The following is a 24,867-nucleotide window of genomic DNA, read 5'->3' on the forward strand; positions in this document are numbered from 1 at the left end:
AAGAATGCAGGGGGGAAGGTTTTTGAGCAGGAAAAATAATTCTCAAGTGCTAAAAAGATTTCACTATTCTACAGACCAGATTATCGATAAGCCTTTTAACTGGAAACAGATGCTAAGGCTTTTCAGCTATATGATGCCGTATAAAAGGACACTTGTGCCGCTGTCGATTGCGATGGTATTGATTACGACAGCGGTAAGGCTTGTGATTCCGATCTTGATTGGGATCTACACACTTGACAGGGCAGTGAAAAACAAGGATGAAACGATGCTGTTTTGGCTTGTCGCTATCATCGGAGGCCTATATACCGTCTCTTATATCGCAAATATTTTCAGGATTCGCTGGATGAATCAACTGGGCCAAAATGTCATTTATGATTTGCGCAAACACTTGTTCACCCATGTGCAGAATCTTTCCCACCGATTTTTTGACCAGCGTTCGGCTGGTTCAATACTGGTAAGGATCATGAATGACATCAATTCCCTTCAGGAATTGTTCACTAATGGTGTCATCAACCTGTTGATGGATATGGTCCTCCTGATCGGGATCTTCTTTATCCTGTTCTCGCTGAGTCCACAGTTAACATTGGCAATCATGATCATCTTGCCAATTATGTTCCTGATCTCCACGAAGCTGAGAAAGAATATCAGGCGCTCATGGCAGGATGTACGAATGAAGCAATCAAAGCTGAATTCCCACTTGAATGAAAGCATTCAGGGGATAAGGGTTACACAATCATTTACGCAGGAAAATGAAAATATGGCCTTCTTTGATGGTGTAAATGATGAGACCTTCCAAAGCTGGAAGTCTGCTTCACAGAAAAATGCCATGTTCCGTCCAATGGTGGAATTGACAAATGCCCTTGGGACCGCAGTGCTGATCTGGTATGGAGCAAGCCTGATCCAAAATGATACTATCTCCATCGGTGTATTTGTTTCGTTTGCCTTTTATCTAGGGATGTTTTGGGAGCCGATATCAAGATTGGGGCAGGTGTATAACCAGCTGCTGATGGGGATGGCATCCTCGGAACGAATTTTTGAATTTCTTGATGAAAAGCCTATTGTCTCTGAAACAGATAATCCAATTGAACTGGATGACATACGTGGTGACATTAAATTTGATAAAGTAGTATTTTCTTATGACGAAAAACGGACTGCGCTAAAGGGTATCAGCCTTGAAATGCAGTCGGGCCAGACAGTGGCATTAGTGGGGCATACGGGATCAGGGAAAACGACAATAGCCAATCTGATCAGTCGGTTTTATGATCCGACATCAGGGAAGGTTTTGGTTGATGGATATGATCTGAAAGAAATTTCCATTGGCAGCCTTAGAGAACATATCAGCATCGTCTTGCAGGATACCTTCATTTTTTCGGGTACGATCTATGATAATATCCTTTTTGGCAGGCCGGATGCCACCGAAGAAGAAGTCATGGCAGCTGCTGAAGCGGTAGGGGCAGCGGATTTCATCGCCAAACTGCCGAATGGCTATAAAACAGAGGTTGAAGAACGTGGAAATATCCTTTCAGTGGGAGAACGCCAGCTCCTATCCTTCGCAAGAGCATTGCTTGCAAATCCCCGTATCCTGATCATGGATGAAGCGACTGCAAGCATCGATACGGAAACAGAAGTGAAAATCCAGAAAGCCCTCAAGACACTGTTAAAAGGCAGGACAGCAATCATCATTGCTCACCGATTGTCAACCATCAGGGAAGCGGATAATATTTTCGTGCTGGAAAATGGTTTGATCATTGAGCGGGGAAATCATGACCAGTTGATGGAGCTTCAGGGAGAATATCATGATCTTGTAAAAGCACAATTCAATATGCTGGATGCGGGATAGAAAGTCTTCTTTGTGAAGGCTTTCTTTTTTTATTTTGTAACATATTTACAAAAAGGCCGTCTATTACATAAAGATAAAAATTTAGGGGGCTATCCATTGTTGAAAAGAAACTTGCTTATGTTTATTTCGTTATTATTTTTGCTAGCTGGCTGCAGTGGGGGAGAATCTTCCAGTGAAAAAAGTGAAATGAACAATGCGGAAGACGCTAAGTCTGCCGAAACGGAAAATGTCAGCGAGGACAGGGTCAGCTTTTCAGCAAAAGGAGAACAGGACCGTGCTGCCGGGAATAAATCCGAAACAGAGAATCAAGACGGTGTATCAGAAAAGAACACTGTTGCCCAGCGGATGGTCATATTCAATGCTGAAATGGATATTACTGTGAAAAACTTTGAAAATGCGCGTAATTCACTCGAAGAGAAGGCACGAAGCTACAATGGATATATTGTTCAATCTGATTCTAACCGTTATGATGATGAACAGCAAAGCGGCATGATGACGTTCAGGATTCCACAGGAGCATTTCCACGACTTTTTGAATGATGCACAGGGACTTTCTGTTCAGGTCAATAATCGGCGCGTGAGCGGTCAGGATGTTACAGAGGAATATGTTGACCTGGAATCACGCTTGAAATCGAAAAAAGCAGTAGAAGCCAGGCTGCTTGAATTCATGAAAGATTCCCAGAAAACTGAGGACCTGTTGAAGATTTCATCAGATTTGGCCGATGTCCAGGAAGAAATCGAACAGATCGCAGGAAGGAAGAAATTCCTCGAAAATCAGACTGCATACTCGACGGTAACAATCTCTTTACAGGAAACTCTTGTAGCTGTCCCGAAAATCGATAATGAAAATCTTAACACCTGGCAGAAAATACAGAAGCAGTTTGCAGATAACATTAATATTCTGCTTGCTGCCGGGTCAGGAATCATCGTATTTTTGGTGGGCAATCTTCCCATTATCCTGATTGTTGGAACGATTGTTGCAGCAATCATTTATTTTGTACGGAAGAAGAATAAACCAGGCCAAAATAATAATATGGACTCTAATAGGTAACAGAAGCTGACTATGCTGTGATTCCTTACAAACGAACATATACTTTTCTCCGGGCTTTTTTCGTGGATGCAGCTGAATTATATATAAAAAAACCGTTGCGGTGGTCGCAACGGTTTTTTACTATACCTCCATTATGATCGGCAGGATCATCGGGCGGCGTTTTGTCTTTTCGTATAAGAAAGGTGCAAGTGTATCAGTGATTTCATTTTTAATTTCAGACCACTGAGTAGTTTTTCTTTCCATCACTTTATTCAAGTGCTTATTAATCAAGCTTTGTGCATCATTAATCAGATCCCCGGATTCTCTCATATAGACAAATCCGCGTGAAATCAGGTCAGGGCCAGCGGCAATCTTGAATTCCTTCATATTGATGCTTACCACCACAACGACAAGACCTTCTTCTGATAGAATACGTCGGTCGCGAAGAACGATATTGCCGATGTCGCCAACTCCGCTTCCGTCAATATAAACATTGCCAGAAGGAATCTTTCCTGCTACACCGACCTCATTGTCGCCAATAGCAAGAACTTCACCATTGTCCATAATGAAACAATTTTCTTCAGGCACTCCGCAGTCGGCAGCAAGCTTGCTATGCATCTTTTGCATGCGGAATTCACCATGAATCGGCATAAAGTATTTCGGCTTAATCAGTCGCAACATCAATTTTTGTTCTTCCTGGCCGCCATGGCCAGAAGTATGGATATCATTCAATGGTCCATGGATGACATCAGCACCAGCGCGGGACAGCATATTGATGGTCCTGTTGACGCTGATGGTATTCCCGGGGATTGGAGATGACGAGAATACGACTGTATCGCCAGGCTGAATCTGGATTTGACGGTGGGTACCGTTTGCAATACGTGATAAAGCGGCCATTGGCTCGCCCTGGCTTCCGGTACAAAGAATCGTGACCTGGTTGGCAGGCAACCTGTTGATTTGCTGAGCATCAATGAATGTATCCTTTGGAGCTGTGATATAGCCAAGTTCTTGTCCAATCGTGATTGCTGATTCCATGCTTCGGCCGAACACGGCAACTTTTCTGCCATTTGCGACTGCAGCCTCAGTAACTTGCTGCAATCTATGTATGTTCGACGCAAAAGTAGCGAATATGACCCGTCCGTCCACCTTCCGGAAAATATCCTGAATGCTCTCACCTACACGGCGTTCAGACATTGTGAAATTTGGCACCTCAGCATTTGTACTATCAGATAGCAAGCATAGGACGCCTTCCTTGCCGATTTCAGCCATTTTTGTAATGTTGGCCGGCTCACCAACCGGGGTAAAGTCAAATTTAAAATCACCGGTGTGTACAATTTGTCCTGGAGGTGTTTTTACAACGATCCCATATGAATCGGGAATACTGTGTGTCGTCCTGAAGAACGTGACAGATGTCTTGCGGAATTTGATGATATCATCTTCCTTGATTTCAATCAGCTTGGCCTTTCGCAGCAGACCATGTTCTTCAAGCTTGTTTTTAATCAGGCCGAGTGCCAGTTTGCCTCCATAAATCGGGACATTGATTTCACGAAGCAAATAAGGGATGCCGCCGATGTGGTCTTCGTGTCCGTGAGTAATGAACAGGCCTTTGATTTTGTCCTCGTTTTTTACAAGAAAGGAATAGTCAGGAATCACATAATCAATTCCTAGCAATTCATCTTCTGGGAATTTAATGCCTGCATCAATCAAAATGATTTCATCCTGAAACTGCACGCCATACGTGTTCTTGCCGATTTCGCCTAATCCTCCGAGCGCGAAAACAGCTGTTTGGTCATTTTTTACGAATTTCATAAATTATTCGATCTCCAATACTTCAAAGTCTTCTTTTTGCTTTTCATACTCCAAATAATTACCCTCAACTGCCTCTACATATTCGATGTTATACTGGCGGTCAACAATTTTTGTCCGTACTTCTCTTTCAGAGTCAGCTTCAACATAAATAGTCTGTGTCTTTTCACGAACTGGTACTTGCTTGTTGGATTCCTGGAAGTAAACTTTAAAAATCATTATAAATCTCTCTCCTTAAATGAACTTTTCTATTTTACAGATGCCCCTTAATGGAACTGATTTCACTCGCTGACAATTCCAGCTCAAGTTGCAGCATATGCAATGCCGGAATGTTTGATGGCTTTGAAATCAATTCAATCTCAGCCCTATATAGAATGACAATGTTACCATTGTTATTATCAACCGTGCGTGTTTTCCGCTATTAACCAATTTACAATAAGGAAGGAGCCCTTCGCAAGTTTGAAGGGCTCAAAAAGTTAAGCGATTGTTTTTTTACGAAGCAAATCTTTCCACTGTTTCAAAAGCTTCTTTCTGAGCTTCTTTAACATAGTGGATCATCTCCTTAATTCTTATTTTAAACTATCCTTGTCCAATGTAAAGTAAACAAGGAAAAGTTTAGCAAAGATTATTTTTCAAATTCCTATCTTTTTGTTTATATTATATGATGAAATAGCAAATTTTTTCATGGATATTGATGGAATGGCATAAATTGTCATTCATTTGACACATTTTTAAACTGCGTTTTTCTGTACAGGTACTGTGCTATTTGGTAGACTGTCGGAATTACTTAATAAAACTAAATGGTTGGGAAAATACTTTCAATAAGAAAGAGCATCGAAGGAGAATATCATGAGCAAAATCGTATTTTTTGATATTGATGGTACACTATTGGACCATGATAAAAATCTGCCTGCCTCCGCCAAGGAAGCAATTGAAAAGCTGAAGGGAAATGGAGTATTCGTAGCAATCGCTACTGGAAGGGCTCCGTTCATGTTTGAAAATCTTAGAAAAGAGCTCGATATCGATTCTTTTGTAAGTTTCAATGGACAATACGTGGTGTTTGAAGGGGAACCAATTTATAAAAACCCTTTGAACAACCAAAAAATAGAGGAGCTTTATAGAGAGGCTGCAGACCAGGGACACCCGGTCGTATTTATGAATCATCAGACGATGAAGTCATCCGTTAAGCACCACCAATTTATCGAAACGAGCCTGGGAGGCTTGAAATTTGCCCATCCGGAGCATGATGACCGATTTTATGTTGACAGGGATTTGTTCCAAACACTTCTTTTTTGTGAAGAAGGTAAGGAGGAGTATTACCGGGAGAATTACCCGGAATTTACTTTAATCAGATGGCATCCTTATTCAGTTGATGTCCTTCCTGCAGGTGGTTCCAAGGCAGAAGGCATTAAGAAGATGATCGAACGGTTAGGTTTCAATCCGGAGGACGTCTATGCATTCGGCGATGGACTAAATGACCTTGAAATGCTGGAGGCTGTGGGAACGGGTGTCGCGATGGGCAATGCTGTGCCACAACTAAAAGAACTGGCGAATATGGTGACCCGTGATGTTGATGATGATGGCATATGGCATGGTTTGAAAAAGTTGAATTTGATCTAGAATAATAATCAGCAATCAATTCGAAAAATGCTCCACAAAAAAAAGCCGAATCTAATCAGATTCGGCTTTTACCGTTCTACCCGGACAGCATCCGGGACATCGGCAAATGGATCGTGCTTATTGATATGGTCGTAAAACATGATTCCGTTCAGGTGGTCGATTTCATGCTGGAATACAATAGCAGGAAGGCCCTTGAGACGAATCTTCACTTCGTTTCCTTCAAGGTCGATTCCTTTTACGGTAATCCTTGCATATCTTGGCACATATCCGGGGATTGCCTCATCTACTGAGAGACAGCCCTCACCAGCTGCCAGATAGGATCGTTCAACTGAATGGCTGATGACTTTTGGATTGAAAAGGGCATAGCTGACCAAGTTATCTTTCTCATCCGTCAAATGAACAGCAATCATTCTTTTTGTCACATTTATCTGCGGAGCCGCAAGACCAATTCCCGGTCGCAGTCCATGTTTTTGTGCGATCTCAGGGTCCTGGCTGTTTATCACGTATTCAATCAGGTTTTGGAGTATTTCTTTATCTTCCTGTGAAGGAGGCATGGGAACTTCTTCCGCAACTTTTCGGAGCGCAGGATGTCCATCACGGACGATATCATCCATCGTCAACATATATTTCACCTCTAGTATGTAATAATGTTAAGTCTAACAAATGTATTACGAAAAGTTAACTAGAAAACATGAAAAGAGAGAGGGACATAAATCCCTTCTCCCTTTACTCTTCACAATTAAAATCTCCAGCAGGCGCATCCAACGATGATCAAAAGGATAAACAACACGACAATCAAAGCGAAGCCGCCGCGATAACCTACTCCCGCAACAGGATATCCACCACATCCATATCCGTATCCGTACATATGGAAACCTCCTCTTTTGTATGATTCGCCCGCAATTCGGGTCGATTGCTATAGCCTATGCAAAAGAAATTAGATGGTATAGGCTCAAGCCCAAAGCATAAAGAGCATTATGGTTGAATATATTTAGGGAAAGGACAAGCTTTTCCACTTCGATTATGGATAAAAAACTGCAGAATTTCATTTCTATTGTCAAATCTCGCCGCAATCGCTATAGTAAAATTGGTATCTATGAGGAGGTTATTATGTTGTCCATATTCAAAAAAATAAGTTTAGCTATTATCATGATGGCTGGAGTTTTTAGTCTGGCTGGGTGTTTGGACAAGCAATCACCTGAGGAAAAGATGTTCGAGGAGCTTGAAAAAGTTGTTTCAATTGAAAAAACATTTGAGGATCAGCAGGATCCACTTGTAGAGCTGGAAAAGAAGGAAAAGGAAATATATGAAAAGATCATTTCGCTTGGCATGAAGGAATATGACCAAATTGTAAAGCTGGCTGATGAGGCTTTGGCTAACGCCGACAAACGAGCTGAACATATAGATAAAGAAAAAGAAAGTATTGACGAATCACGAAAAGAATTCAAAAACATCGACCAAATTATTGAAGAGATCGAGGATTCCGGCCTAAAGAAGCAGGCAAATGAATTGAAGGCCACGATGAATGAACGATATGAAATACATGATGACCTGTACAAAAATTATAAACAAGGTCTCCAATATGACAAAAAACTTTATGAAATGCTGAAGGATAAGGAGTTAAGCTTTGATAACCTGGAAGAGCAAATCAATAAAGTAAATGAGATATATGAGACAGTACTGAAGGATAACCAGGAATTCAATGATAAAACGGACCAGTATAATAAAGAAAAACTGGCTTTTTATAAAAAAGCCGGAATAGAAGTAAGCCCGGAAAAGGAAGAATAGGAATAGATCTAAAGCCGCTTTAACTCAAAAGCGGTTTTTTTGTGGCTTTTAAAAACAATTATCCATAAAAGCCCATCCCAACCCCAACTGGCCACGCCAAACCGCGGCCGACACCTAATGTGCTCATTTTTGTTAAAAGTCTAGTGTTTAACATTAATACAGTTTGAATTAAAAGTAATTTATTATAGTACAGTATTAATCGAATAGTAATACAGTTGCTTTTTTAGGATAATAACATAACGATGATGATTAAAATTAAAAAAGATAAAACATAGTATTTGACGGAGTTATTTTCGTGATGTAAACTAAAAAACGAATGAGCGAATTGTATTACTCTGTTTATGAATTTTACTAATACAGGATTCAGGATGCTGGAATGGGGAAATATAAGTTTTTTTATTGTGCATCTGTGGAAAACTATAGAATGGTGTGTCCACATGCGGCTTCAGCCAAAGATGCTTGAGTTTCCTGTGTTCTGCCATAAATAAGACGATCAATCAGCTCAAGATGTATTTTGAGAACCCGGGGAAATTAATCCTGATATTGGGTAACCTATTTTTGTATATTTAATAAAATTTATGAGTTAGAAAGGAAGAGGTGGCTCTGATGGCATCTAAAACGAAAAACAACACTCTTGATGCAAAGAAGCAGCTCGAAAAGATCGAAAGCCAATTTGAAATGTTCCAGATTTTAAATGAAGAGGGTGAAGTCGTTAATGAAGCGGCAATGCCTGAACTTTCGGACGAGCAATTACAAGAATTGATGAAGCGTATGGTTTACACAAGGATTTTGGACCAGCGTTCAATTTCATTGAACCGCCAGGGACGTCTTGGTTTCTACGCTCCTACAGCAGGGCAGGAAGCTTCCCAGCTTGCATCCCAATTCGCACTTGAAAAAGAAGACTTTATTCTTCCAGGATACCGTGATGTACCACAAATGATTTGGCATGGTCTTCCGCTTACACAGGCATTCTTGTTCTCTCGCGGACACTTCAAGGGCAATCAGATCCCTGAAGGTGTAAATGTCATTTCACCACAAATCATCATTGGTGCTCAATATATCCAGGCTGCAGGTGTGGCGCTGGGAATGAAAAAACGCGGAGCTCAAGCAGTCGCTGTGACTTACACAGGCGATGGCGGTTCTTCCCAAGGTGACTTCTACGAAGGAATCAACTTTGCGGGGGCATATAAAGCGCCGGCAATTTTCTTCGTACAAAATAACCGATTCGCGATTTCTACTCCTGTAGAAAAGCAGACTGCTGCACAGACAATTGCTCAAAAAGCTGTAGCTGCAGGTATTCCTGGTATCCAGGTAGATGGAATGGACCCGCTTGCGGTTTATGCTGTAACTCTTGAAGCACGTCAGCGCGCAGTAAACGGAGAAGGACCAACATTGATTGAAACAATGACTTACCGGTATGGTCCTCATACAATGGCTGGTGATGACCCAACTCGTTACCGTACATCGGATTTGGATAATGAATGGGAAAAGAAGGATCCATTAGTTCGTTTCCGTAAGTTCCTCGAGAAGAAGAATCTTTGGACTGAAGAGATGGAAAACGAAACAATCGAAAGAGCAAAAGAAGAAATCAAAAACGCTATCAAAGAAGCGGATGATACTCCTAAGCAGAAAGTCACAGACTTGATGGAGATCATGTATGAAGAAATGCCAGACCACTTAAAAGAACAATATGAAATATACAAAGAGAAGGAGTCGAAGTAAGCCATGGCTCAAATGACAATGATTCAAGCAATTACAGACGCTCTTCGCGTAGAACTGAAAAATGATCCCAACGTCCTTGTATTCGGGGAAGACGTTGGCGTAAACGGCGGTGTATTCCGTGCGACAGAAGGCCTGCAAAAAGAGTTTGGGGAAGATCGCGTATTTGATACGCCGCTTGCAGAATCCGGTATTGGCGGACTGGCAATCGGTCTTGCTTTGCAGGGGTACCGTCCTGTCCCGGAAATCCAGTTCTTCGGATTCGTGTTCGAAGTAATGGATTCAATCGCTGGTCAAATGGCTCGTATGCGTTACCGTTCAGGCGGACGCTACAGCTCACCAGTTACCATCCGTTCACCATTCGGCGGAGGCGTACATACACCAGAGATGCACGCTGACAGCCTGGAGGGAATGGTTGCACAACAGCCTGGTTTGAAGGTTGTTATTCCTTCAACTCCATATGATGCAAAAGGTTTGCTGATTTCAGCAATCCGCGATAATGATCCAGTCATTTTCCTTGAGCACATGAAGCTCTATCGCTCATTCCGTCAGGAAGTTCCTGAAGAAGAGTACACAATCCCTCTTGGAAAAGCGGATGTTAAGCGTGAAGGTACAGACCTTTCCATCATCACTTATGGTGCAATGGTCCATGAATCACTGAAAGCTGCAGAAGAACTTGAAAAAGAAGGCCATTCTGTAGAAGTAATCGACTTAAGGACTGTAATGCCTTTCGATATTGAAACAATCATTGCTTCTGTTGAAAAAACAGGAAGAGCGATCGTTGTCCAGGAAGCACAAAAACAGGCTGGAATGGCTGGACAAATTGTTGCGGAAATCAATGACCGCGCTATCCTTAGCCTTGAAGCTCCAGTCTTAAGAGTGGCTGCACCTGATACAGTATTCCCATTCTCTCAGGCAGAAACAGTATGGCTGCCTAACTATAAGGATGTAATCGAAACAGCTAAGAAAGTACTTGAATTCTAAAAAAGCAAACACGATCGATAAAACATAGGAGGGTGAATTCCATTGGCATTCAAATTTAAGCTGCCAGATATCGGCGAAGGTATTCACGAAGGTGAAATCGTCAAATGGTTCGTAAAACCTGGCGATAAAGTTCAGGAAGACGATGTACTTTGCGAAGTACAAAATGATAAAGCAGTAGTAGAAATTCCTTCCCCTGTCGCTGGTACAGTCGAAGAAGTTTTAGTTGAAGAAGGAACTGTTGCAACAGTTGGACAGGTTCTCGTAACATTTGATGCTCCAGGGTATGAAGACCTTAAGTTCAAAGGTGAAGAAGAAGAAGATGCTCCGGCTGAGAAAACAGAAGCACAGGTTCAATCTACTATGGAGGCTGGGCAAAAAATTGAAAAAGAAGCAACAGAAGCCCCTGCTCCTGCAGGCGAAACCGGTGCGGGCGCAGCAGCTGCACCACAGGCAGAAGTTGATCCTAACCGCCGCATCGTAGCAATGCCATCTGTTCGTAAATATGCACGTGAAAAAGGCGTTGATATTCGCCAGGTTGCTGGATCAGGCAAAAATGGCCGCATCCAGAAAAACGATGTTGACAGCTTCTTAAGCGGCGGAGCACCAGCAGCAGCTGCACCAAAGGCTGACCAAGCACAGGCGCCAGAAGCTGAAGCAGCAGCTCCTAAGGCAGCAGCTCAGGCTATCCCAGAGGGACAATATCCTGAGACTCGTGAGAAGATGAGCGGCATCAGAAAAGCGATTGCAAAGGCAATGGTTAACTCTAAGCATACAGCTCCACACGTTACACTAATGGACGAAGTAGATGTAACAAAGCTTGTTGCACACCGCAAGAAGTTCAAAGAAGTGGCTGCTGAAAAAGGAATTAAGCTTACGTTCCTTCCTTATGTGGTAAAAGCTTTAACAAGTGCACTTCGTGAATACCCAGCATTGAACACATCATTAGATGATGCAACAAGCGAAATCATTCACAAGCACTATTACAATATCGGTATTGCTGCTGATACTGACAAAGGCTTGCTAGTTCCGGTCGTTAAAGATGCTGACCGTAAGTCTGTATTCTCAATCTCTAATGAGATCAACGAACTTGCAGGAAAAGCACGTGACGGAAAATTGGCTCCAGATGAAATGAAAGGTGCATCTTGCACAATCACAAACATCGGTTCTGCTGGCGGACAATGGTTCACTCCGGTTATCAACCATCCGGAAGTTGCAATCCTTGGAATTGGCCGCATCGCAGAAAAGCCTGTAGTAAAAGATGGTGAGATCGTTGCTGCTCCAGTACTTGCACTATCTCTAAGCTTCGATCACCGTATGATTGACGGAGCTACTGCACAGCACGCATTGAACCATATCAAGCGCCTGTTGAACGATCCAGAACTATTGTTAATGGAGGGGTAATAAATGGTAGTAGGAGATTTTCCAATCGAAACTGATACTCTTGTCATCGGTGCCGGCCCTGGCGGATATGTGGCAGCCATTCGCGCTGCCCAGCTGGGCCAAAAAGTAACAATCGTAGAAAAGGCGGTTCTTGGCGGTGTCTGCCTGAACGTCGGATGTATTCCATCTAAAGCTTTGATTTCGGCTGGTCACAGATACGAAAATGCAAAACACTCAGAAGACATGGGCGTTAAAGCAGAAAACGTTACGCTTGACTTTTCAAAAGTACAAGAGTTCAAAACAGGAGTAGTCAAGAAATTGACTGGCGGCGTTGAAGGATTGTTAAAAGGCAATAAAATCGATATTGTTAAAGGCGAAGCGTACTTCGTGGATGCCAATACAATTCGTGTGATGGATGAAAATTCAGCCCAGACATATACTTTCAAGAACGCTATCCTTGCTACTGGATCCCGCCCAATTGAGATCCCGGCTTTCAAATTCTCTAAGCGTGTGCTTGATTCTACTGGTGCATTGAATCTTCAGGAGCTTCCTGAGAGCATTGTTGTCATCGGCGGAGGCTATATCGGCACAGAGCTTGGCGGTGCATATGCAAGCTTCGGCACGAAGGTGACAATCCTAGAAGGTGCTGACGAAATCTTGAATGGTTTCGAAAAGCAAATGTCTTCACTTGTGAAAAAGAACCTTAAGAAAAAGGGCGCAGAAGTGATTACGAAGGCCCTTGCCAAGGGTGTTGAAGAAAGTGAAACTGGCGTAACTGTAACCTATGAAGTAAAAGGTGAAGAGCAAAAAGTAGAAGCAGACTACGTATTTGTCATGGTAGGCAGAAAGCCAAACACTGACGAACTTGGCCTTGAGCAAGTAGGAATTGAAATGACTGATCGTGGTGTGATCAAAATCGACAAGCAATGCCGCACAAATGTCAGCAACATTTACGCAATTGGCGACATTGTTGAAGGACCGCCACTGGCTCATAAGGCATCTTACGAAGGTAAGATTGCTGCTGAGGCAATCGCTGGACACCCTTCAGAAATCGATTACCTGGCAATCCCTGCTGTCGTATTCTCTGACCCAGAATTAGCTTCTGTAGGTTATTCTGAAAAAGAAGCAAAGGATGCGGGCATCGATATTAAAGCAGCGAAATTCCCATTTGCTGCAAACGGCCGTGCACTTTCACTTAATCAGACTGACGGCTTCCTGAAGCTGATCACTCGTAAGGAAGATGATATCGTCATCGGTGCGCAAATTGCAGGCCCTAATGCTTCTGATATGATTGCAGAACTTGGTCTGGCAATAGAAGCAGGAATGACTGCTGAAGATCTGGCAATGACCATCCACGCTCACCCAACATTAGGTGAAATTACGATGGAAGCAGCAGAAGTTGCGCTTGGAAATCCAATTCATATCATAAAATAAAATCAAATAAAAAAATCCTTTCCATTCTGGGAAGGATTTTTTTTATTCATGATTCAAAACAGCAGAGATCGGCTCAATAATCTGTTCTTTAGTGGCACTTCCATTTACATTCGCGAGCACCTGGTCACGGTGGACAATCAGGATGGCCGGGAACTTTTTCTCTTTAAGAAGATCATGGTATTGATTAGCCTTTGCAGCTGGAATGACAACAATGTTATCAAATTCTGCGGGATATTCCTTCTTTAACTCTATGATTGCATCATAGTAGGATGATTCTTGCTTGTAATTCTCTTCATCAGAAAAAAAGACAACCTGTTTTATGTCTTCATTCAGCACCAGTTTGTCTGAATTGTTGACCGGATTGCATGAAGCCGTCAGAAAAAGGAACGTAGTGACAAAAACAAAAGATAAGCTTTTCATTTATCTTTGCCTCACTTTTTTAGATTATGTTTCCTCTGGATAACTAGTTGTCCATATTCTATCACAGCAATTTCCAAAAGAATGGAATGTTATTGAAATGTTACATAATTGAAAAATATTCTTCCATCCAGTACATATACTAGTAAAAAAGATCAGATGTTTAGCAGTTTGCTGGTCGGGAAAGATAAACTAGACATGGTGGTGGAGGGTTTGAAGGTGTATACTGTTTTACTGCTTCAATCACTCATATGGAGTGGATATACCTTAACGGAATGGCTATCCAAACACGATCATCCGATTTATAATGGTATTATGTTCATTGTGTTTTTTTATCTGGCAATAATAATCGGAAATTATATAATGAAATCGGCAAGGAAAACATTTTTGATTACCATTCTAAGTCTTGCCCTTTATGTGTCTTTTCATTTAACAATGTCTCTCATTATATAATATGGGAAACCATCCCGGAAAATCGCCATTAATTCATCAGCATTGTCAGCAAGATACACAGCAGGAGGGGAAAGGGTTGAATAGAACAATATCATATATGCTCACTGCTTCGTTATTGCTAGCTGGCTGCAGTGCGGCTGAGGATGCTCAAAAACCAAAAGAGACAGATGAAGTGAAGAATGAAAAAGTCGATAAGGAAGAAAAAGCAGCTGAGAAAACAACGGAAAATAAAAATGAAGAGCAGGTAGAAGAAACGTCAGAAGATGTTCAAGAGAGTGTGGAAGTGGAACAAAGCACACCACAGTATCGAATGAAAACTGATTTTTCGATTGAAAATATTGAAAATCCCGATGAAAAAATTGTTTTGCTGACGATCGATGATGCGCCGGATAAAAATGCTCTTGAGATGGCGAAAACATTGAAGGCGTTAAATGTTAATGCGATCTTTTTTGTGAATGGGCATTTTCTTGATACTCCAGAAGAAGGGGAAGTGTTGAAGGAGATTCACAAGATGGGTTTTGTGATTGGCAATCATACATATAACCACAAATCATTGAAGGATTTATCGATGGAACAACAAAGAAAAGAAATTGTGGATCTTAACGATCGAGTGGAAGAACTGATAGGCGAAAGGCCGCATTTTTTCAGGGCGCCATTTGGGATGAATACAGATTTCAGCAAACAGCTAGCTGCTGACGAAAAGATGCTGGTCATGAACTGGACTTATGGTTACGATTGGGAGCAAGACTATCAATCCAAGGACGCCCTGGCTGATATCATGATAAATACTCCATTTTTGAGGAATGGTGCCAATTTGCTCATGCATGACAGGAAATGGACAAGCGAGGCATTGAGGGATATCGTGAAGGGACTGCAAGATAAAGGTTATAAAATTGTAGATCCTTCACAAATAGAAACGCCAGCAAATAGCGAAACGGCTGCTCATTAGCAGCCGTTTCGTTTTTAGAGGGAGGTTATTATTTGCGAGGGTAGAAGTACATGATTCTCCCATTGAATAAATGCAGTTCGCCCTGCAATTTTTTCCCGATGAATTTGCTGAATTCGTTTGCTTTTCCCTTATCGCCAGCAGTTGCAGTGGGAGGAAGGGTGATTTGTATGTATGATTGTTCGCGCTCAGAGCCGTCCTCATTGACAACGCTTTCTTTGTCGATACCAATCAAAATTGCATTGTAACGGTCCTGGGATGATTGCAGGTAAAACCATGTACCTTTACCATCTTCTTTTTCCTTCAATTCATATGGAAACGCCGAGTTTTCATAATTCCAGGCTACCTGGTCGCCTGTCTTTGAGGTGATTTCTTTGTAATAATTAAATAAATCTTTAAGTTCTTCGGTGGAAATGGCTTGCTGAGATGATGATGGAACAAGTTTTATATAAGCATTACTAGACATCGTCCAATCCCCTTTTCCTATCTATTCCTTCCCATTTTATCACTCCTGAAAAAGTGTGCCAATAGAATAAAAGCTTTTTAGCTTTACTTGCACTTGCCTTTTTGTCAAAATAGAATTATAATAATATTCTAAATATTTAATTTTAAGGAGGAGGCTTATGGAACTATTCGAAAAGCTTTATGACGAGCACGAAAAGGTTCATGTCAGGTTTGTGGGGTTCACCACGTATGACACCCGTTATGACTTTGGGATCGTGTATACCAATATGTTTTTCGGAAAACCGCTTGTAGTCTGCATGCAGACAGGACGTTCAGCACTCCTCGACCCAAAGGACATAGAAGACATAGAATTTTTACAGAAAGCATTCCATATTACAGAAGTCCGGCAGGCTGAGGACCTTGCGCTGTTTTTTAACGAAGAATTGCCAACAGCCCCATTCCAGACTCAATATGAATAAGATTATGAAGAGAACAGGCCTGCTGCAGGTCTGTTTTAATTTTTGGGAAACTTTTTTAGATTGACCTTTTCATATTTCCTTCATGCTAACGTTCCTGTCTCGGTAATTATAAGCCTTTGTAATTGCTTGAAGTCAAAAGTGTCATACTAATAGAAGTTAAAACATATAATGTGTTTGAGTATTACATAAATTGCCTTTAAAAAAATAAAAGTGTTATACAATTTAGGCTTGAAATCTTAATAGTGTTATATTATTATATAAGCAGAAGATGTTAAAGCGCTTTCACAATTCAAAATGAAAAGGGGTTTGAAAAGATGGGCACAATCGTTTGTCAAACTTGCAATTCTACAATTGACCATTTCGAAGATGAGAAAGTAACGGTGTTATATTCAAAAAAATGCAATTGCTGCGACCATGAAGGTGCAGAGGAAAGATAAGAATAGACAAAAGGGCATGCGCACTGCATGCCCTTCTTTTTTATCTGATCGCTTTGTGTTCCTTGATCACTCGGAATGATTTAAGTTCATCATCCTCAGGTCCTTGTACAGGAAGGCCAGCTTCCATATTGGTCTTGATATAAACAAGGTTTTCTTTGGTGATGATTTCGCCAGGAATGAAAATCGGTATTCCTGGAGGATATACCATCACGAATTCGGCAATGATTCGTCCTTCTGATTCCTCGACAGGAACAACCTCTGTATCAGCGTAAAAAGCATCTCTAGGTGTCAAAGCCAATAATGGAATATCAGGCAGCATGACCTCGGCATGGACTTTTTCAGCTAGATGATGGAATTCCTTTGAGAGCTCACCCAATGCCTTTACAAGAATATCAGCTTCTTTCTGGGTGTCACCAGGCGTGATGATGCACAGGATATTATACAAGTCTGAGAGTTCAACTTCGATATTGTATTTTTCGCGAAGCCATTTTTCGACCTCGTATCCTGTGATATTCAGATCCTTGATGCTGATGAGAACTTTCGTTGGATCAAAATCATATGTCGCGTTTGTACCAAGCAGGTCTTCACCAGGACAGTAAAGATGTTCGATTTCGTTTACCTGCCTGCGAATCCATTGAGCCAATTTGATTGTCCTGTCAATAATGTCCATTCCTTCGGTAGCAAGCCTTCTCCGCGCCGTATCTAATGATGCAAGCAGCAAATAGGAAGTAGAGGTGGTCGTCAGCATGCTGATGATTGATTGGACACGCTTTGCTGAAACCAGGCCTTCTTTAACATTCAGGATAGAGCTTTGGGTCATCGAACCGCCAAGCTTGTGCACGCTGGTTGCAGCCATATCGGCACCTGCCTGCATGGCGGATAGCGGGAGATCCTCATGGAAATGAATGTGGACACCATGCGCTTCATCCACAAGTACGGGAACATCATATGAATGAGCAATCTCCACAATCTTCTTTAAATCGGCAGCAAAGCCGAAGTATGTTGGATTAATTACCAGCAAGCCTTTTGCATCTGGATGCTGCTCTAGAGCCTTTTCAACAGAGTCAGTTGAAATACCGTGAGAAATACCCAATTTTTTATCGATCTCTGGATGGATGAAAATTGGAATGGCACCGGAAAAAACGATTGCGGACATGATTGATTTGTGCACGTTCCGCGGAACGATGATTTTATCTCCAGGTCCGCATACAGTCATGATCATGGTCATGATTGCGCCGCTTGTCCCCTGTACTGAAAAGAAAGTATGGTCCGCGCCGAAAGCTTCAGCTGCCAGCTCCTGTGCCTGCTTGATGATCCCTTTTGGTGAATGAAGATCGTCAAGGGGGCCGATATTGATCAAGTCAATCGACAAGGCATTATCGCCGATGAACTCGCGGAACTCAGGGTCAATCCCGCTGCCTTTTTTATGTCCAGGTATATGAAACTGGATCGGATTCTTTTCTGCGTGCTTCAACAGGCTAGTAAATAGTGGTGTTTCGTATTGTGACAATGGATGATCACACCTCTTTATTGTATTGGATTTCCTTTTTATAGGTTATGATTATTGATCAGCTTTTAAAAAAATAAAACACATGCATTATAGCACTAATCAAGGTGTTTGCAAAGAATTTCAAAATACAAGGAATACGGTAATCTTGCTTAAAGAAAACAGGAATTCTGCCTCCTATAATAGAAGTAGTAATGAAACAAGCATATGAAGGAGAGGGAATATGAACTGGAATACTGAAGTAACGAACCTATTAGGAATACAATACCCGATTATCCAGGGAGGACTCGCTTATCTTGCTTATTCTGAGCTTGCTGCGGCGGTATCGAATGCAGGAGGATTGGGACAGATCACTGCCATGTCACTTCCTGACCCTGATGCACTGAGAAATGAGATACATAAAGTCAGGAAACTCACTGACAGGCCATTTGGGGTCAATTTTGCCATCGGACAGCATGGAAGGCCATTCTCACATTTCCTGGATGTAGCCATCGATGAAGGTGTACCAGTTATCTCAATGACAGGGGGCAACCCGGCACCAATTTTTGAACAATTAAAAGGGACCGACAGTAAAAAGCTCGTCCTGGTTGCAGCCAAAAGGCAAGCACAGAAAGCAGAGGAACTCGGTGCTGATGCAGTCATGGTAGTCGGTCAGGAAGGCGGCGGGCATCTTGGGAAGAGCGACATTGGCACGATGGTGCTGATTCCATCTGTAGTCGATGCCGTCAGCATCCCGGTTATTGCCTCAGGGGGAATTGGTGATGGAAGAGGTTTGATGGCTGCATTAAGCCTGGGCGCGCAGGGGATTGAAATGGGAACCCGCTTCATTGCAACAAAAGAATGTGTCCATGCGAACGAGCTGTACAAACAAAAACTGATTGAAGGAACAGAGAATGACACGGCTGTGATAAAAAGAACACTGGGCATGCCAGCAAGGGCGATTGCCAATCCATTGACAGAAAAGATTCTGGAAATAGAGAAGCAAGGCGGAGGATATGATGCCCTGAAGGAGCTGATCAGCGGAACGGCAAACCGCAAATATATTTATGAAGGAGACCAGGAAAACGGTTTTGGCTGGGCCGGACAGGTTATGGGATTGATCAAAGACTCACCTACAGTCGCTGAGCTTTTCGAAAGGATCATTAAAGAAGCAGAGGCAATCAGAACATCCTGGGGAAGATAAAGCTCCGCCATGCTTGCGCTCACTGATAAATAAAGGTACAATCGATTAACATAATAAGGGTGCAAAGGGAAGTTTTCCTGCGCACAGCAAAAAAAGCAGGTGAGCACAGATGGAATACCAATATCCAATAGACTACACATGGTCGACCGATGAAATTGTCGATGTCATCCATTTTTACGAGTGCATTGAAAAAGCTCATGAAAAAGGGATCGATCGCGACACTCTGCTTCAGGCTTATAGACGCTTTAAAGAGATTGTTCCGGGAAAAGCTGAGGAAAAGACACTCTTCAATGAATTTGAAGAAGTAAGCGGGTATGTTTCTTACCAGGCAGTAAAAGAAATCAAACAAACAGGGACCGGCGAAAAGATTAAAGTCGCTCCGAAAAAGGCTAAAAGATAATCTGTTGAAATCAAAGAAAGAGCCCAAGTAAAAATGGGCTCTTTCTTATTGTCCAGCTCCGGCTCCTAATTCCTCGAGACGCTTGTCTAGTGGCACCTCCTAGAAACTCCGAAACTTCAACTCCGCCGGCAGAAGCAAAAAGCGCTTCTTTGTCGGAGTCTCCAGTTTCTGCGTTTCTGGACAGTCGGCTATACTTTTCGGCTTCGGTCCTGCCAATGAAGTCAAAGAACGACTTCACTGTCAGGCCCTCCAGCGCTTGTCGGAATAGGGCAGTCGCCTACGTATTTCATGGTTTAAGCCATTTTATATAGGGGTAATGTTTCTTTAAATACAAACTCTATTTTCGAAAGCATTTCTTCACCGCTTAGCTTGACGGCTTCCTCGCGAGGAATGTTCAATCCGCAAAGGATTTCAGCTTTTTTAACAGTTTGGAGACGCTTGAACATCGACAGAAGATCTTCTTTGGAAAGCTCACCATGCATAGTGGCTTCTGGCTTCATATGATCGCCTGACCAAAAGAAGTTTTTGGGAGTACGGGCAAAAATTGAATCAAGATCCTTTTCAAGTTTTTTCCCGATTGATTCCTTTTCAGGTGCTTCGTAAATTACGGCGAACCAGATGAAGACATGAGTTTCCCAGAGGCCAATCTGGAAATGTGGCAGCATTTTATATCCTCTTGGATTGCTGGCAAAAGCGACCCAAGTATCCTTAGGTGGGTTCTTCGTTCTCCTGGCATGTTTGGCGACATGATAATGCATTTCCTCGCCGGCAATATTTGAAAGCGTTGGGGCGAAGTGATGGCCCAGTTGTTCCAGCTTGGGGCGGATCTGGGATTTTAAGGCCTCCATTCGTTCATCGAGACCGTCAATTTTAAAAACATCGAAATCTGCTTTTTCGAATCCTTGAAATGACAATATAAAAACCTCCTAGTACTTTGTCAAATATTGTAGCAAAAGCTTATGGAAAATAGAAGCGGCAGGCCTTTTCGGAGACCTGGGTAAACGCACATATTTGTACCACAGGCAGTTGGAACTTCATACAATGGATAAAAAATAGAATTTAATAGAGGAGTGTAAATAAATGAAACAACTTATAAATTCAACGAGAAAGAAAAATGGCGAACTGCAGAGAACGGCTGTACTGCGATTGGAAATGGATTATGAATTAGCCACCCTTTTCGATGCAATGACTGACTCAGATAAACCGAAAATGAAAGAATGCAAACAGAAGCTTGAAAGAATCCGACAGGAACTATTACGTTTAAAGGCTTTGTAAGCAGGAAACGTAAATTGAAAGAAGAAGTCGGCGAATGCTTAAACAAACGGAATACTGCGGCAATCAAGACCCATGACGAACTCCTGTAATGCAGATGGAGTTCGTTTCTTATGTTTCCGAACAACGTTCCGAGTCTTGCATGTTATCCACTTGACAAGGGAAATCCTAATACTTGATGGGAATGAAGGAAATCCGATAAGCTAAGGTAGATTCCTCAAATAGTAAAAAATATTGGAACGGGGGAAAACTGAATGAACTATAACCTGAAAGAAATGGATACATATGCGAAAAAATGGGTGAAAGAGGCCGGAGAGAATATCAGGGCTTCGTTCCCAAACACATTGAATGTGACCTCGAAATCCAATCCGAATGATCTTGTTACGGATATAGACCAAGCGACAGAGCAATATTTCATAAAAAAAATCAAAGGGACGTACCCTGACCATAAAATCATGGGTGAAGAAGGCTATGGGGATGAAGTAACCGGACTATCAGGAGTAGTATGGATTATAGACCCAATTGATGGAACGATGAATTTTGTCCATCAGCAGCGGAACTTCGCGATCTCCATAGGGATTTATATTGATGGTGAAGGAATGATCGGTCTCATTTATGATGTCGTACATGATGAACTGTACCATTGCATAAAGGGCAATGGAGTATATTTAAACGAAAAGTCGATTCCTAAACTTACGGAAGCGAAGGTCAGTGAATCAATCATCGCCCTTAATGCTACCTGGGTCGCTCCAAATAAGCGGATCGACCATCAATTGCTGATTCCTCTCGTTAAAGATGTAAGAGGAACACGGTCTTATGGTTCAGCGGCAATGGAAATGGTCTATGTCGCTACCGGCAGGATCGATGCTTATATGACACCAAGGCTGGCACCATGGGATATTGCAGCGGGAATCATCATGATCAAGGAGCTTGGCGGAGAGGCGACGGATCTCAGGGGAAAAGAATTTGATATGCTGAAGCAGAACTCCTTGTTTGTTTCGAAACCTGGCCTGCATGGTGATATTTTACGAAACTATCTTAAGGATGGAAAATGGTGAACCTCGCCTGGCGTCCATTTTTAAGTTCAGATTCAGGCTTTTTACAGGAACTTGCGGAATCGAGCCGGAAATGGATGGAAAATGAATTGAAAGATCTGGATCTGCCTGGCTACCTGAAGCAATATGAGAGGCTGTCTGGTGAATGGAGAGTCTGGGAAAAAGGGGGCATACCTGTTTCTGTTACCTACCATCTGGAATATGCTCCTTCCAATCAAAAGCCATGGCTGGGTACGATCCTGGTAAAAGCAGATGAACGGCGGAGAGGAATTGCTTCGTCCATCATGGACAGGCTTTCAGCTGAATTTAAGGCAAGCGGGCACAAGGCTCTGTTTGCCGCTGTTCCAATTGATGAATATGAATGGTCCAACTTTTTGACGGATTGCGGTTTTGAACAATTCAAAACAGAAGAAAATGAGGGCGAGACCTTTTTGATCATGGTCCGCCCTCTTGGATGACCGGCTGGAAATTCCAGCCGGTTTTATTTTTCAAATTAAAGCTCTCCTGCTTCTCTCATCTTCTTTTTTTTCTTAAAACCGAATCCCATAACAAACACAAGGGCGATGATACATGCGATAGCGCCGGCAGCACTTCGTTCACCGATGGCGATACCGATGCCGATCATGCATGAAGCGGCTGCAAATGCGAAAAATAATAATGGCCATTTTATCTGCTTCAAGTTGATTCCTCCCATTCGACATTTGGTGAAAATAATAATATATTTAATTGTACATTAAAATGCTTTTAGGTTTCTACTCTAATTGTGTTATAATATGTAAGTTGTGTAAAAAGCCAAAAGATAAATTACGATATTAAAGGCAGGGTGACTTTTTTGAAATTAAGAGAAGATATTAGAAATATAGCGATCATTGCCCACGTTGACCACGGTAAAACGACTTTGGTTGACCAGCTTCTGAAGCAATCAGGCACATTCCGTATCAATGAACATGTGGAAGAGCGCGCAATGGATTCAAACGATTTGGAAAGAGAACGAGGAATTACAATCCTCGCGAAAAATACAGCTATTTCTTATAAAGATACACGAATTAATATTCTTGATACTCCAGGCCATGCTGACTTTGGCGGCGAGGTTGAGCGTATCATGAAAATGGTTGACGGCGTATTGCTGGTTGTAGATGCTTATGAAGGCTGCATGCCGCAAACACGCTTTGTTTTAAAGAAGGCTCTTGAACAGCATTTAACACCAATCGTTGTGGTTAATAAGATTGACCGCGACTTTGCTCGCCCTTCTGAGGTTGTTGATGAAGTCCTTGACTTATTCATCGAACTTGGTGCAGATGAAGATCAGCTTGAGTTCCCTGTTGTATACGCATCTGGTATCAACGGAACTGCAAGCTTGGATCCAGAAAAACAGGATGAAAACATGCAGGTATTGTACGAGTCAATCATTGACCATATTCCTGCACCAATTGATAACCGTGAAGAGCCTCTTCAATTCCAGGTTGCTCTTCTTGACTATAATGATTATGTTGGCAGAATCGGTATCGGCCGTGTATTCCGTGGAACAATGAAGGTTGGCCAGCAGGTAGCATTAATGAAGCTTGACGGTTCAGTAAAACAATTCAGGGTAACAAAGATCTTTGGATTCTTCGGACTGAAGCGCCAGGAAATACAGGAAGCATATGCGGGTGACCTAATTGCTTTATCTGGTATGGAAGACATCAATGTCGGTGAAACTGTATGTCCATTCGATAACCAGGATCCGCTGCCGGTTTTACGTATTGATGAGCCGACACTTCAAATGACATTCCTGGTCAACAACAGCCCATTCGCAGGCCGTGAGGGTAAATACCTGACTGCGAGGAAAATCGAAGAAAGACTTCGTGCACAGCTTCAAACTGACGTAAGTCTAAGAGTAGACAATACTGATTCACCAGATGCCTGGATCGTTTCAGGCCGTGGGGAACTCCACTTGTCTATTTTGATCGAAAACATGCGCCGCGAAGGCTATGAGCTTCAAGTTTCTAAACCTGAAGTTATTGTAAGGGAAATTGATGGAGTAAGATGTGAACCGGTTGAACGCGTTCAAATCGATGTTCCTGAAGAACATACTGGTTCAATCATGGAATCTATCGGTGCTCGTAAAGGTGAAATGCTCGATATGATTAACAACGGAAGCGGCCAGGTTCGATTGATCTTCAACGTACCAGCACGCGGACTTATCGGATACACAACAGAATTTTTAACATTGACTCGCGGGTATGGTATCATTAACCATACATTCGACAGCTATCAGCCAATGCTTCAAGGCCAGGTAGGCGGACGCCGCCAGGGCGTTCTGGTTTCAATGGAATCCGGAAAGTCATCAACTTATGGTATCATGCAGGTAGAAGACCGAGGAACGATCTTCGTTGAGCCAGGTACTGAAATTTATGAAGGCATGATTGTCGGCGAGCACACTCGTGAAAATGATATCACTGTAAATATCACGAAGGTAAAGGCAGCAACGAATATTCGTTCTGCAAATAAGGACCAGACTTCTGTCATCAAGAAACCAAGAATCATGACTCTTGAAGAATCATTAGAATACTTGAACGATGATGAGTATTGCGAAGTAACACCAGAATCGATCAGACTCCGCAAGAAGATTCTTGATAAGAACGAGCGTGAAAGACAGGCTAAAAAGAAGAAATTTGCTGAGGCTTAATTAAGT

The 24,867-nt window shown here is 42.3% G+C and carries 26 protein-coding genes; 17 read left to right on the forward strand and 9 right to left on the reverse strand.

Annotated elements, in window-relative coordinates:
- The first annotated feature begins 22 nt into the window (after nucleotides 1-22).
- The gene (locus QNH36_RS08215) at nucleotides 23-1,840 is read left to right on the forward strand and encodes an ABC transporter ATP-binding protein (RefSeq protein ID WP_481825304.1); all 1,818 of its coding nucleotides are present in this window, start codon (nucleotides 23-25) and stop codon (nucleotides 1,838-1,840) included.
- Nucleotides 1,841-1,936: 96 nt separating this feature from the next.
- Nucleotides 1,937-2,890, forward strand: coding sequence for a DUF4349 domain-containing protein (locus tag QNH36_RS08220; RefSeq protein WP_283905036.1), 954 nt, complete (start codon nucleotides 1,937-1,939; stop codon nucleotides 2,888-2,890).
- 120 nt (nucleotides 2,891-3,010) lie between these two features.
- On the opposite strand, the gene rnjA is transcribed toward QNH36_RS08220, so the two are convergent.
- Both rnjA and QNH36_RS08230 read right to left on the reverse strand, forming a co-directional pair.
- Nucleotides 3,011-4,678, reverse strand: coding sequence for a ribonuclease J1 (gene rnjA, locus QNH36_RS08225; RefSeq protein WP_144474721.1), 1,668 nt, complete (start codon nucleotides 4,676-4,678; stop codon nucleotides 3,011-3,013).
- Between the two features lie 3 nt (nucleotides 4,679-4,681).
- Nucleotides 4,682-4,894 (reverse strand): DNA-dependent RNA polymerase subunit epsilon, encoded by a 213-nt coding sequence (locus QNH36_RS08230; RefSeq protein WP_144474722.1) that lies wholly within the window; start codon nucleotides 4,892-4,894, stop codon nucleotides 4,682-4,684.
- 630 nt (nucleotides 4,895-5,524) lie between these two features.
- On the opposite strand from QNH36_RS08230, the gene QNH36_RS08235 reads away from it, so the two are divergent.
- A complete protein-coding gene (locus tag QNH36_RS08235) occupies nucleotides 5,525-6,295 on the forward strand; it encodes a Cof-type HAD-IIB family hydrolase (RefSeq protein WP_144474723.1) in 771 nt (256 codons plus the stop codon).
- Nucleotides 6,296-6,363: 68 nt separating this feature from the next.
- Here QNH36_RS08235 and def read toward each other — a convergent pair whose 3' ends face one another.
- Together def and QNH36_RS08245 are read right to left on the reverse strand one after the other, a co-directional pair.
- Nucleotides 6,364-6,918: a peptide deformylase gene (gene def / locus QNH36_RS08240; RefSeq protein ID WP_144474724.1), complete on the reverse strand. Its 555-nt coding sequence runs from the start codon at nucleotides 6,916-6,918 to the stop codon at nucleotides 6,364-6,366.
- 116 nt (nucleotides 6,919-7,034) lie between these two features.
- Nucleotides 7,035-7,163: a YjcZ family sporulation protein gene (locus tag QNH36_RS08245; protein WP_144474725.1), complete on the reverse strand. Its 129-nt coding sequence runs from the start codon at nucleotides 7,161-7,163 to the stop codon at nucleotides 7,035-7,037.
- Nucleotides 7,164-7,405: 242 nt separating this feature from the next.
- Here QNH36_RS08245 and QNH36_RS08250 point away from each other — a divergent pair, with 242 nt between their 5' ends.
- From QNH36_RS08250 to lpdA, 5 genes are all read left to right on the forward strand, one after another.
- Nucleotides 7,406-8,083 carry a YkyA family protein gene (locus tag QNH36_RS08250; protein ID WP_251542188.1) on the forward strand — a complete coding sequence of 226 codons (678 nt, stop codon included), beginning with the start codon at nucleotides 7,406-7,408 and terminating at the stop codon, nucleotides 8,081-8,083.
- Nucleotides 8,084-8,689: 606 nt separating this feature from the next.
- Nucleotides 8,690-9,805, forward strand: coding sequence for a pyruvate dehydrogenase (acetyl-transferring) E1 component subunit alpha (gene pdhA / locus QNH36_RS08255; protein WP_144474727.1), 1,116 nt, complete (start codon nucleotides 8,690-8,692; stop codon nucleotides 9,803-9,805).
- Between the two features lie 3 nt (nucleotides 9,806-9,808).
- Nucleotides 9,809-10,786, forward strand: a complete 978-nt coding sequence (locus tag QNH36_RS08260) for an alpha-ketoacid dehydrogenase subunit beta (RefSeq protein WP_144474728.1) — start codon at nucleotides 9,809-9,811, stop codon at nucleotides 10,784-10,786.
- 42 nt (nucleotides 10,787-10,828) lie between these two features.
- Entirely contained in the window at nucleotides 10,829-12,187 is a 1,359-nt protein-coding gene (locus QNH36_RS08265; RefSeq protein ID WP_144474729.1) for a dihydrolipoamide acetyltransferase family protein, read from the forward strand.
- 3 nt (nucleotides 12,188-12,190) lie between these two features.
- Complete coding sequence (gene lpdA / locus QNH36_RS08270; protein WP_144474730.1) at nucleotides 12,191-13,600, forward strand: dihydrolipoyl dehydrogenase; 1,410 nt, start codon at nucleotides 12,191-12,193, stop codon at nucleotides 13,598-13,600.
- A gap of 42 nt (nucleotides 13,601-13,642) precedes the next feature.
- Here the strand turns inward: lpdA and QNH36_RS08275 are convergent, their stop codons facing one another.
- Nucleotides 13,643-14,020, reverse strand: coding sequence for a small peptidoglycan-associated lipoprotein (locus QNH36_RS08275; RefSeq protein ID WP_251542186.1), 378 nt, complete (start codon nucleotides 14,018-14,020; stop codon nucleotides 13,643-13,645).
- Nucleotides 14,021-14,546: 526 nt separating this feature from the next.
- On the opposite strand from QNH36_RS08275, the gene QNH36_RS08285 reads away from it, so the two are divergent.
- On the forward strand, nucleotides 14,547-15,419 hold the full coding sequence (locus QNH36_RS08285) for a polysaccharide deacetylase family protein (protein WP_251542182.1): 873 nt from the start codon (nucleotides 14,547-14,549) through the stop codon (nucleotides 15,417-15,419).
- A gap of 28 nt (nucleotides 15,420-15,447) precedes the next feature.
- Here the strand turns inward: QNH36_RS08285 and QNH36_RS08290 are convergent, their stop codons facing one another.
- On the reverse strand, nucleotides 15,448-15,882 hold the full coding sequence (locus QNH36_RS08290; RefSeq protein WP_144474731.1) for a DUF1885 family protein: 435 nt from the start codon (nucleotides 15,880-15,882) through the stop codon (nucleotides 15,448-15,450).
- 157 nt (nucleotides 15,883-16,039) lie between these two features.
- On the opposite strand from QNH36_RS08290, the gene QNH36_RS08295 reads away from it, so the two are divergent.
- Nucleotides 16,040-16,339, forward strand: a complete 300-nt coding sequence (locus QNH36_RS08295) for a DUF3055 domain-containing protein (RefSeq protein ID WP_251542180.1) — start codon at nucleotides 16,040-16,042, stop codon at nucleotides 16,337-16,339.
- A gap of 314 nt (nucleotides 16,340-16,653) precedes the next feature.
- Complete coding sequence (locus QNH36_RS08300; RefSeq protein ID WP_079508283.1) at nucleotides 16,654-16,776, forward strand: GapA-binding peptide SR1P; 123 nt, start codon at nucleotides 16,654-16,656, stop codon at nucleotides 16,774-16,776.
- A gap of 40 nt (nucleotides 16,777-16,816) precedes the next feature.
- On the opposite strand, the gene QNH36_RS08305 is transcribed toward QNH36_RS08300, so the two are convergent.
- Nucleotides 16,817-18,286, reverse strand: a complete 1,470-nt coding sequence (locus QNH36_RS08305; RefSeq protein ID WP_144474733.1) for an aminotransferase class I/II-fold pyridoxal phosphate-dependent enzyme — start codon at nucleotides 18,284-18,286, stop codon at nucleotides 16,817-16,819.
- A gap of 220 nt (nucleotides 18,287-18,506) precedes the next feature.
- On the opposite strand from QNH36_RS08305, the gene QNH36_RS08310 reads away from it, so the two are divergent.
- Entirely contained in the window at nucleotides 18,507-19,466 is a 960-nt protein-coding gene (locus tag QNH36_RS08310) for an NAD(P)H-dependent flavin oxidoreductase (RefSeq protein WP_251542176.1), read from the forward strand.
- 109 nt (nucleotides 19,467-19,575) lie between these two features.
- Nucleotides 19,576-19,866, forward strand: a complete 291-nt coding sequence (locus QNH36_RS08315; RefSeq protein WP_251542174.1) for a UPF0223 family protein — start codon at nucleotides 19,576-19,578, stop codon at nucleotides 19,864-19,866.
- Nucleotides 19,867-20,159: 293 nt separating this feature from the next.
- Here QNH36_RS08315 and QNH36_RS08320 read toward each other — a convergent pair whose 3' ends face one another.
- Nucleotides 20,160-20,780, reverse strand: coding sequence for a YktB family protein (locus tag QNH36_RS08320; RefSeq protein WP_251542172.1), 621 nt, complete (start codon nucleotides 20,778-20,780; stop codon nucleotides 20,160-20,162).
- A 166-nt stretch (nucleotides 20,781-20,946) separates the two neighbouring features.
- Between QNH36_RS08320 and QNH36_RS08325 the strand changes: the two genes are divergently transcribed.
- The 3 genes from QNH36_RS08325 to QNH36_RS08335 all read left to right on the forward strand — a co-directional run bounded on the left by QNH36_RS08325 (nucleotide 20,947) and on the right by QNH36_RS08335 (nucleotide 22,651).
- The gene (locus QNH36_RS08325; RefSeq protein WP_144474737.1) at nucleotides 20,947-21,141 is read left to right on the forward strand and encodes a hypothetical protein; all 195 of its coding nucleotides are present in this window, start codon (nucleotides 20,947-20,949) and stop codon (nucleotides 21,139-21,141) included.
- 251 nt (nucleotides 21,142-21,392) lie between these two features.
- Nucleotides 21,393-22,196, forward strand: coding sequence for an inositol monophosphatase family protein (locus QNH36_RS08330; RefSeq protein ID WP_144474738.1), 804 nt, complete (start codon nucleotides 21,393-21,395; stop codon nucleotides 22,194-22,196).
- Complete coding sequence (locus QNH36_RS08335) at nucleotides 22,190-22,651, forward strand: GNAT family N-acetyltransferase (protein WP_251542170.1); 462 nt, start codon at nucleotides 22,190-22,192, stop codon at nucleotides 22,649-22,651. Before QNH36_RS08330 ends, QNH36_RS08335 begins: the two co-directional genes overlap by 7 nt.
- Nucleotides 22,652-22,686: 35 nt before the next feature.
- Here QNH36_RS08335 and QNH36_RS08340 read toward each other — a convergent pair whose 3' ends face one another.
- Nucleotides 22,687-22,872 carry a DUF5325 family protein gene (locus tag QNH36_RS08340; protein WP_144474740.1) on the reverse strand — a complete coding sequence of 62 codons (186 nt, stop codon included), beginning with the start codon at nucleotides 22,870-22,872 and terminating at the stop codon, nucleotides 22,687-22,689.
- Nucleotides 22,873-23,025: 153 nt separating this feature from the next.
- Between QNH36_RS08340 and typA the strand changes: the two genes are divergently transcribed.
- Nucleotides 23,026-24,861 carry a translational GTPase TypA gene (gene typA, locus QNH36_RS08345; RefSeq protein ID WP_251542166.1) on the forward strand — a complete coding sequence of 612 codons (1,836 nt, stop codon included), beginning with the start codon at nucleotides 23,026-23,028 and terminating at the stop codon, nucleotides 24,859-24,861.
- The last annotated feature ends 6 nt before the right edge of the window (nucleotides 24,862-24,867 follow it).

This window comes from Mesobacillus sp. AQ2 (assembly GCF_030122805.1).
Classification (GTDB): domain Bacteria; phylum Bacillota; class Bacilli; order Bacillales; family Cytobacillaceae; genus Mesobacillus; species Mesobacillus oceanisediminis_A.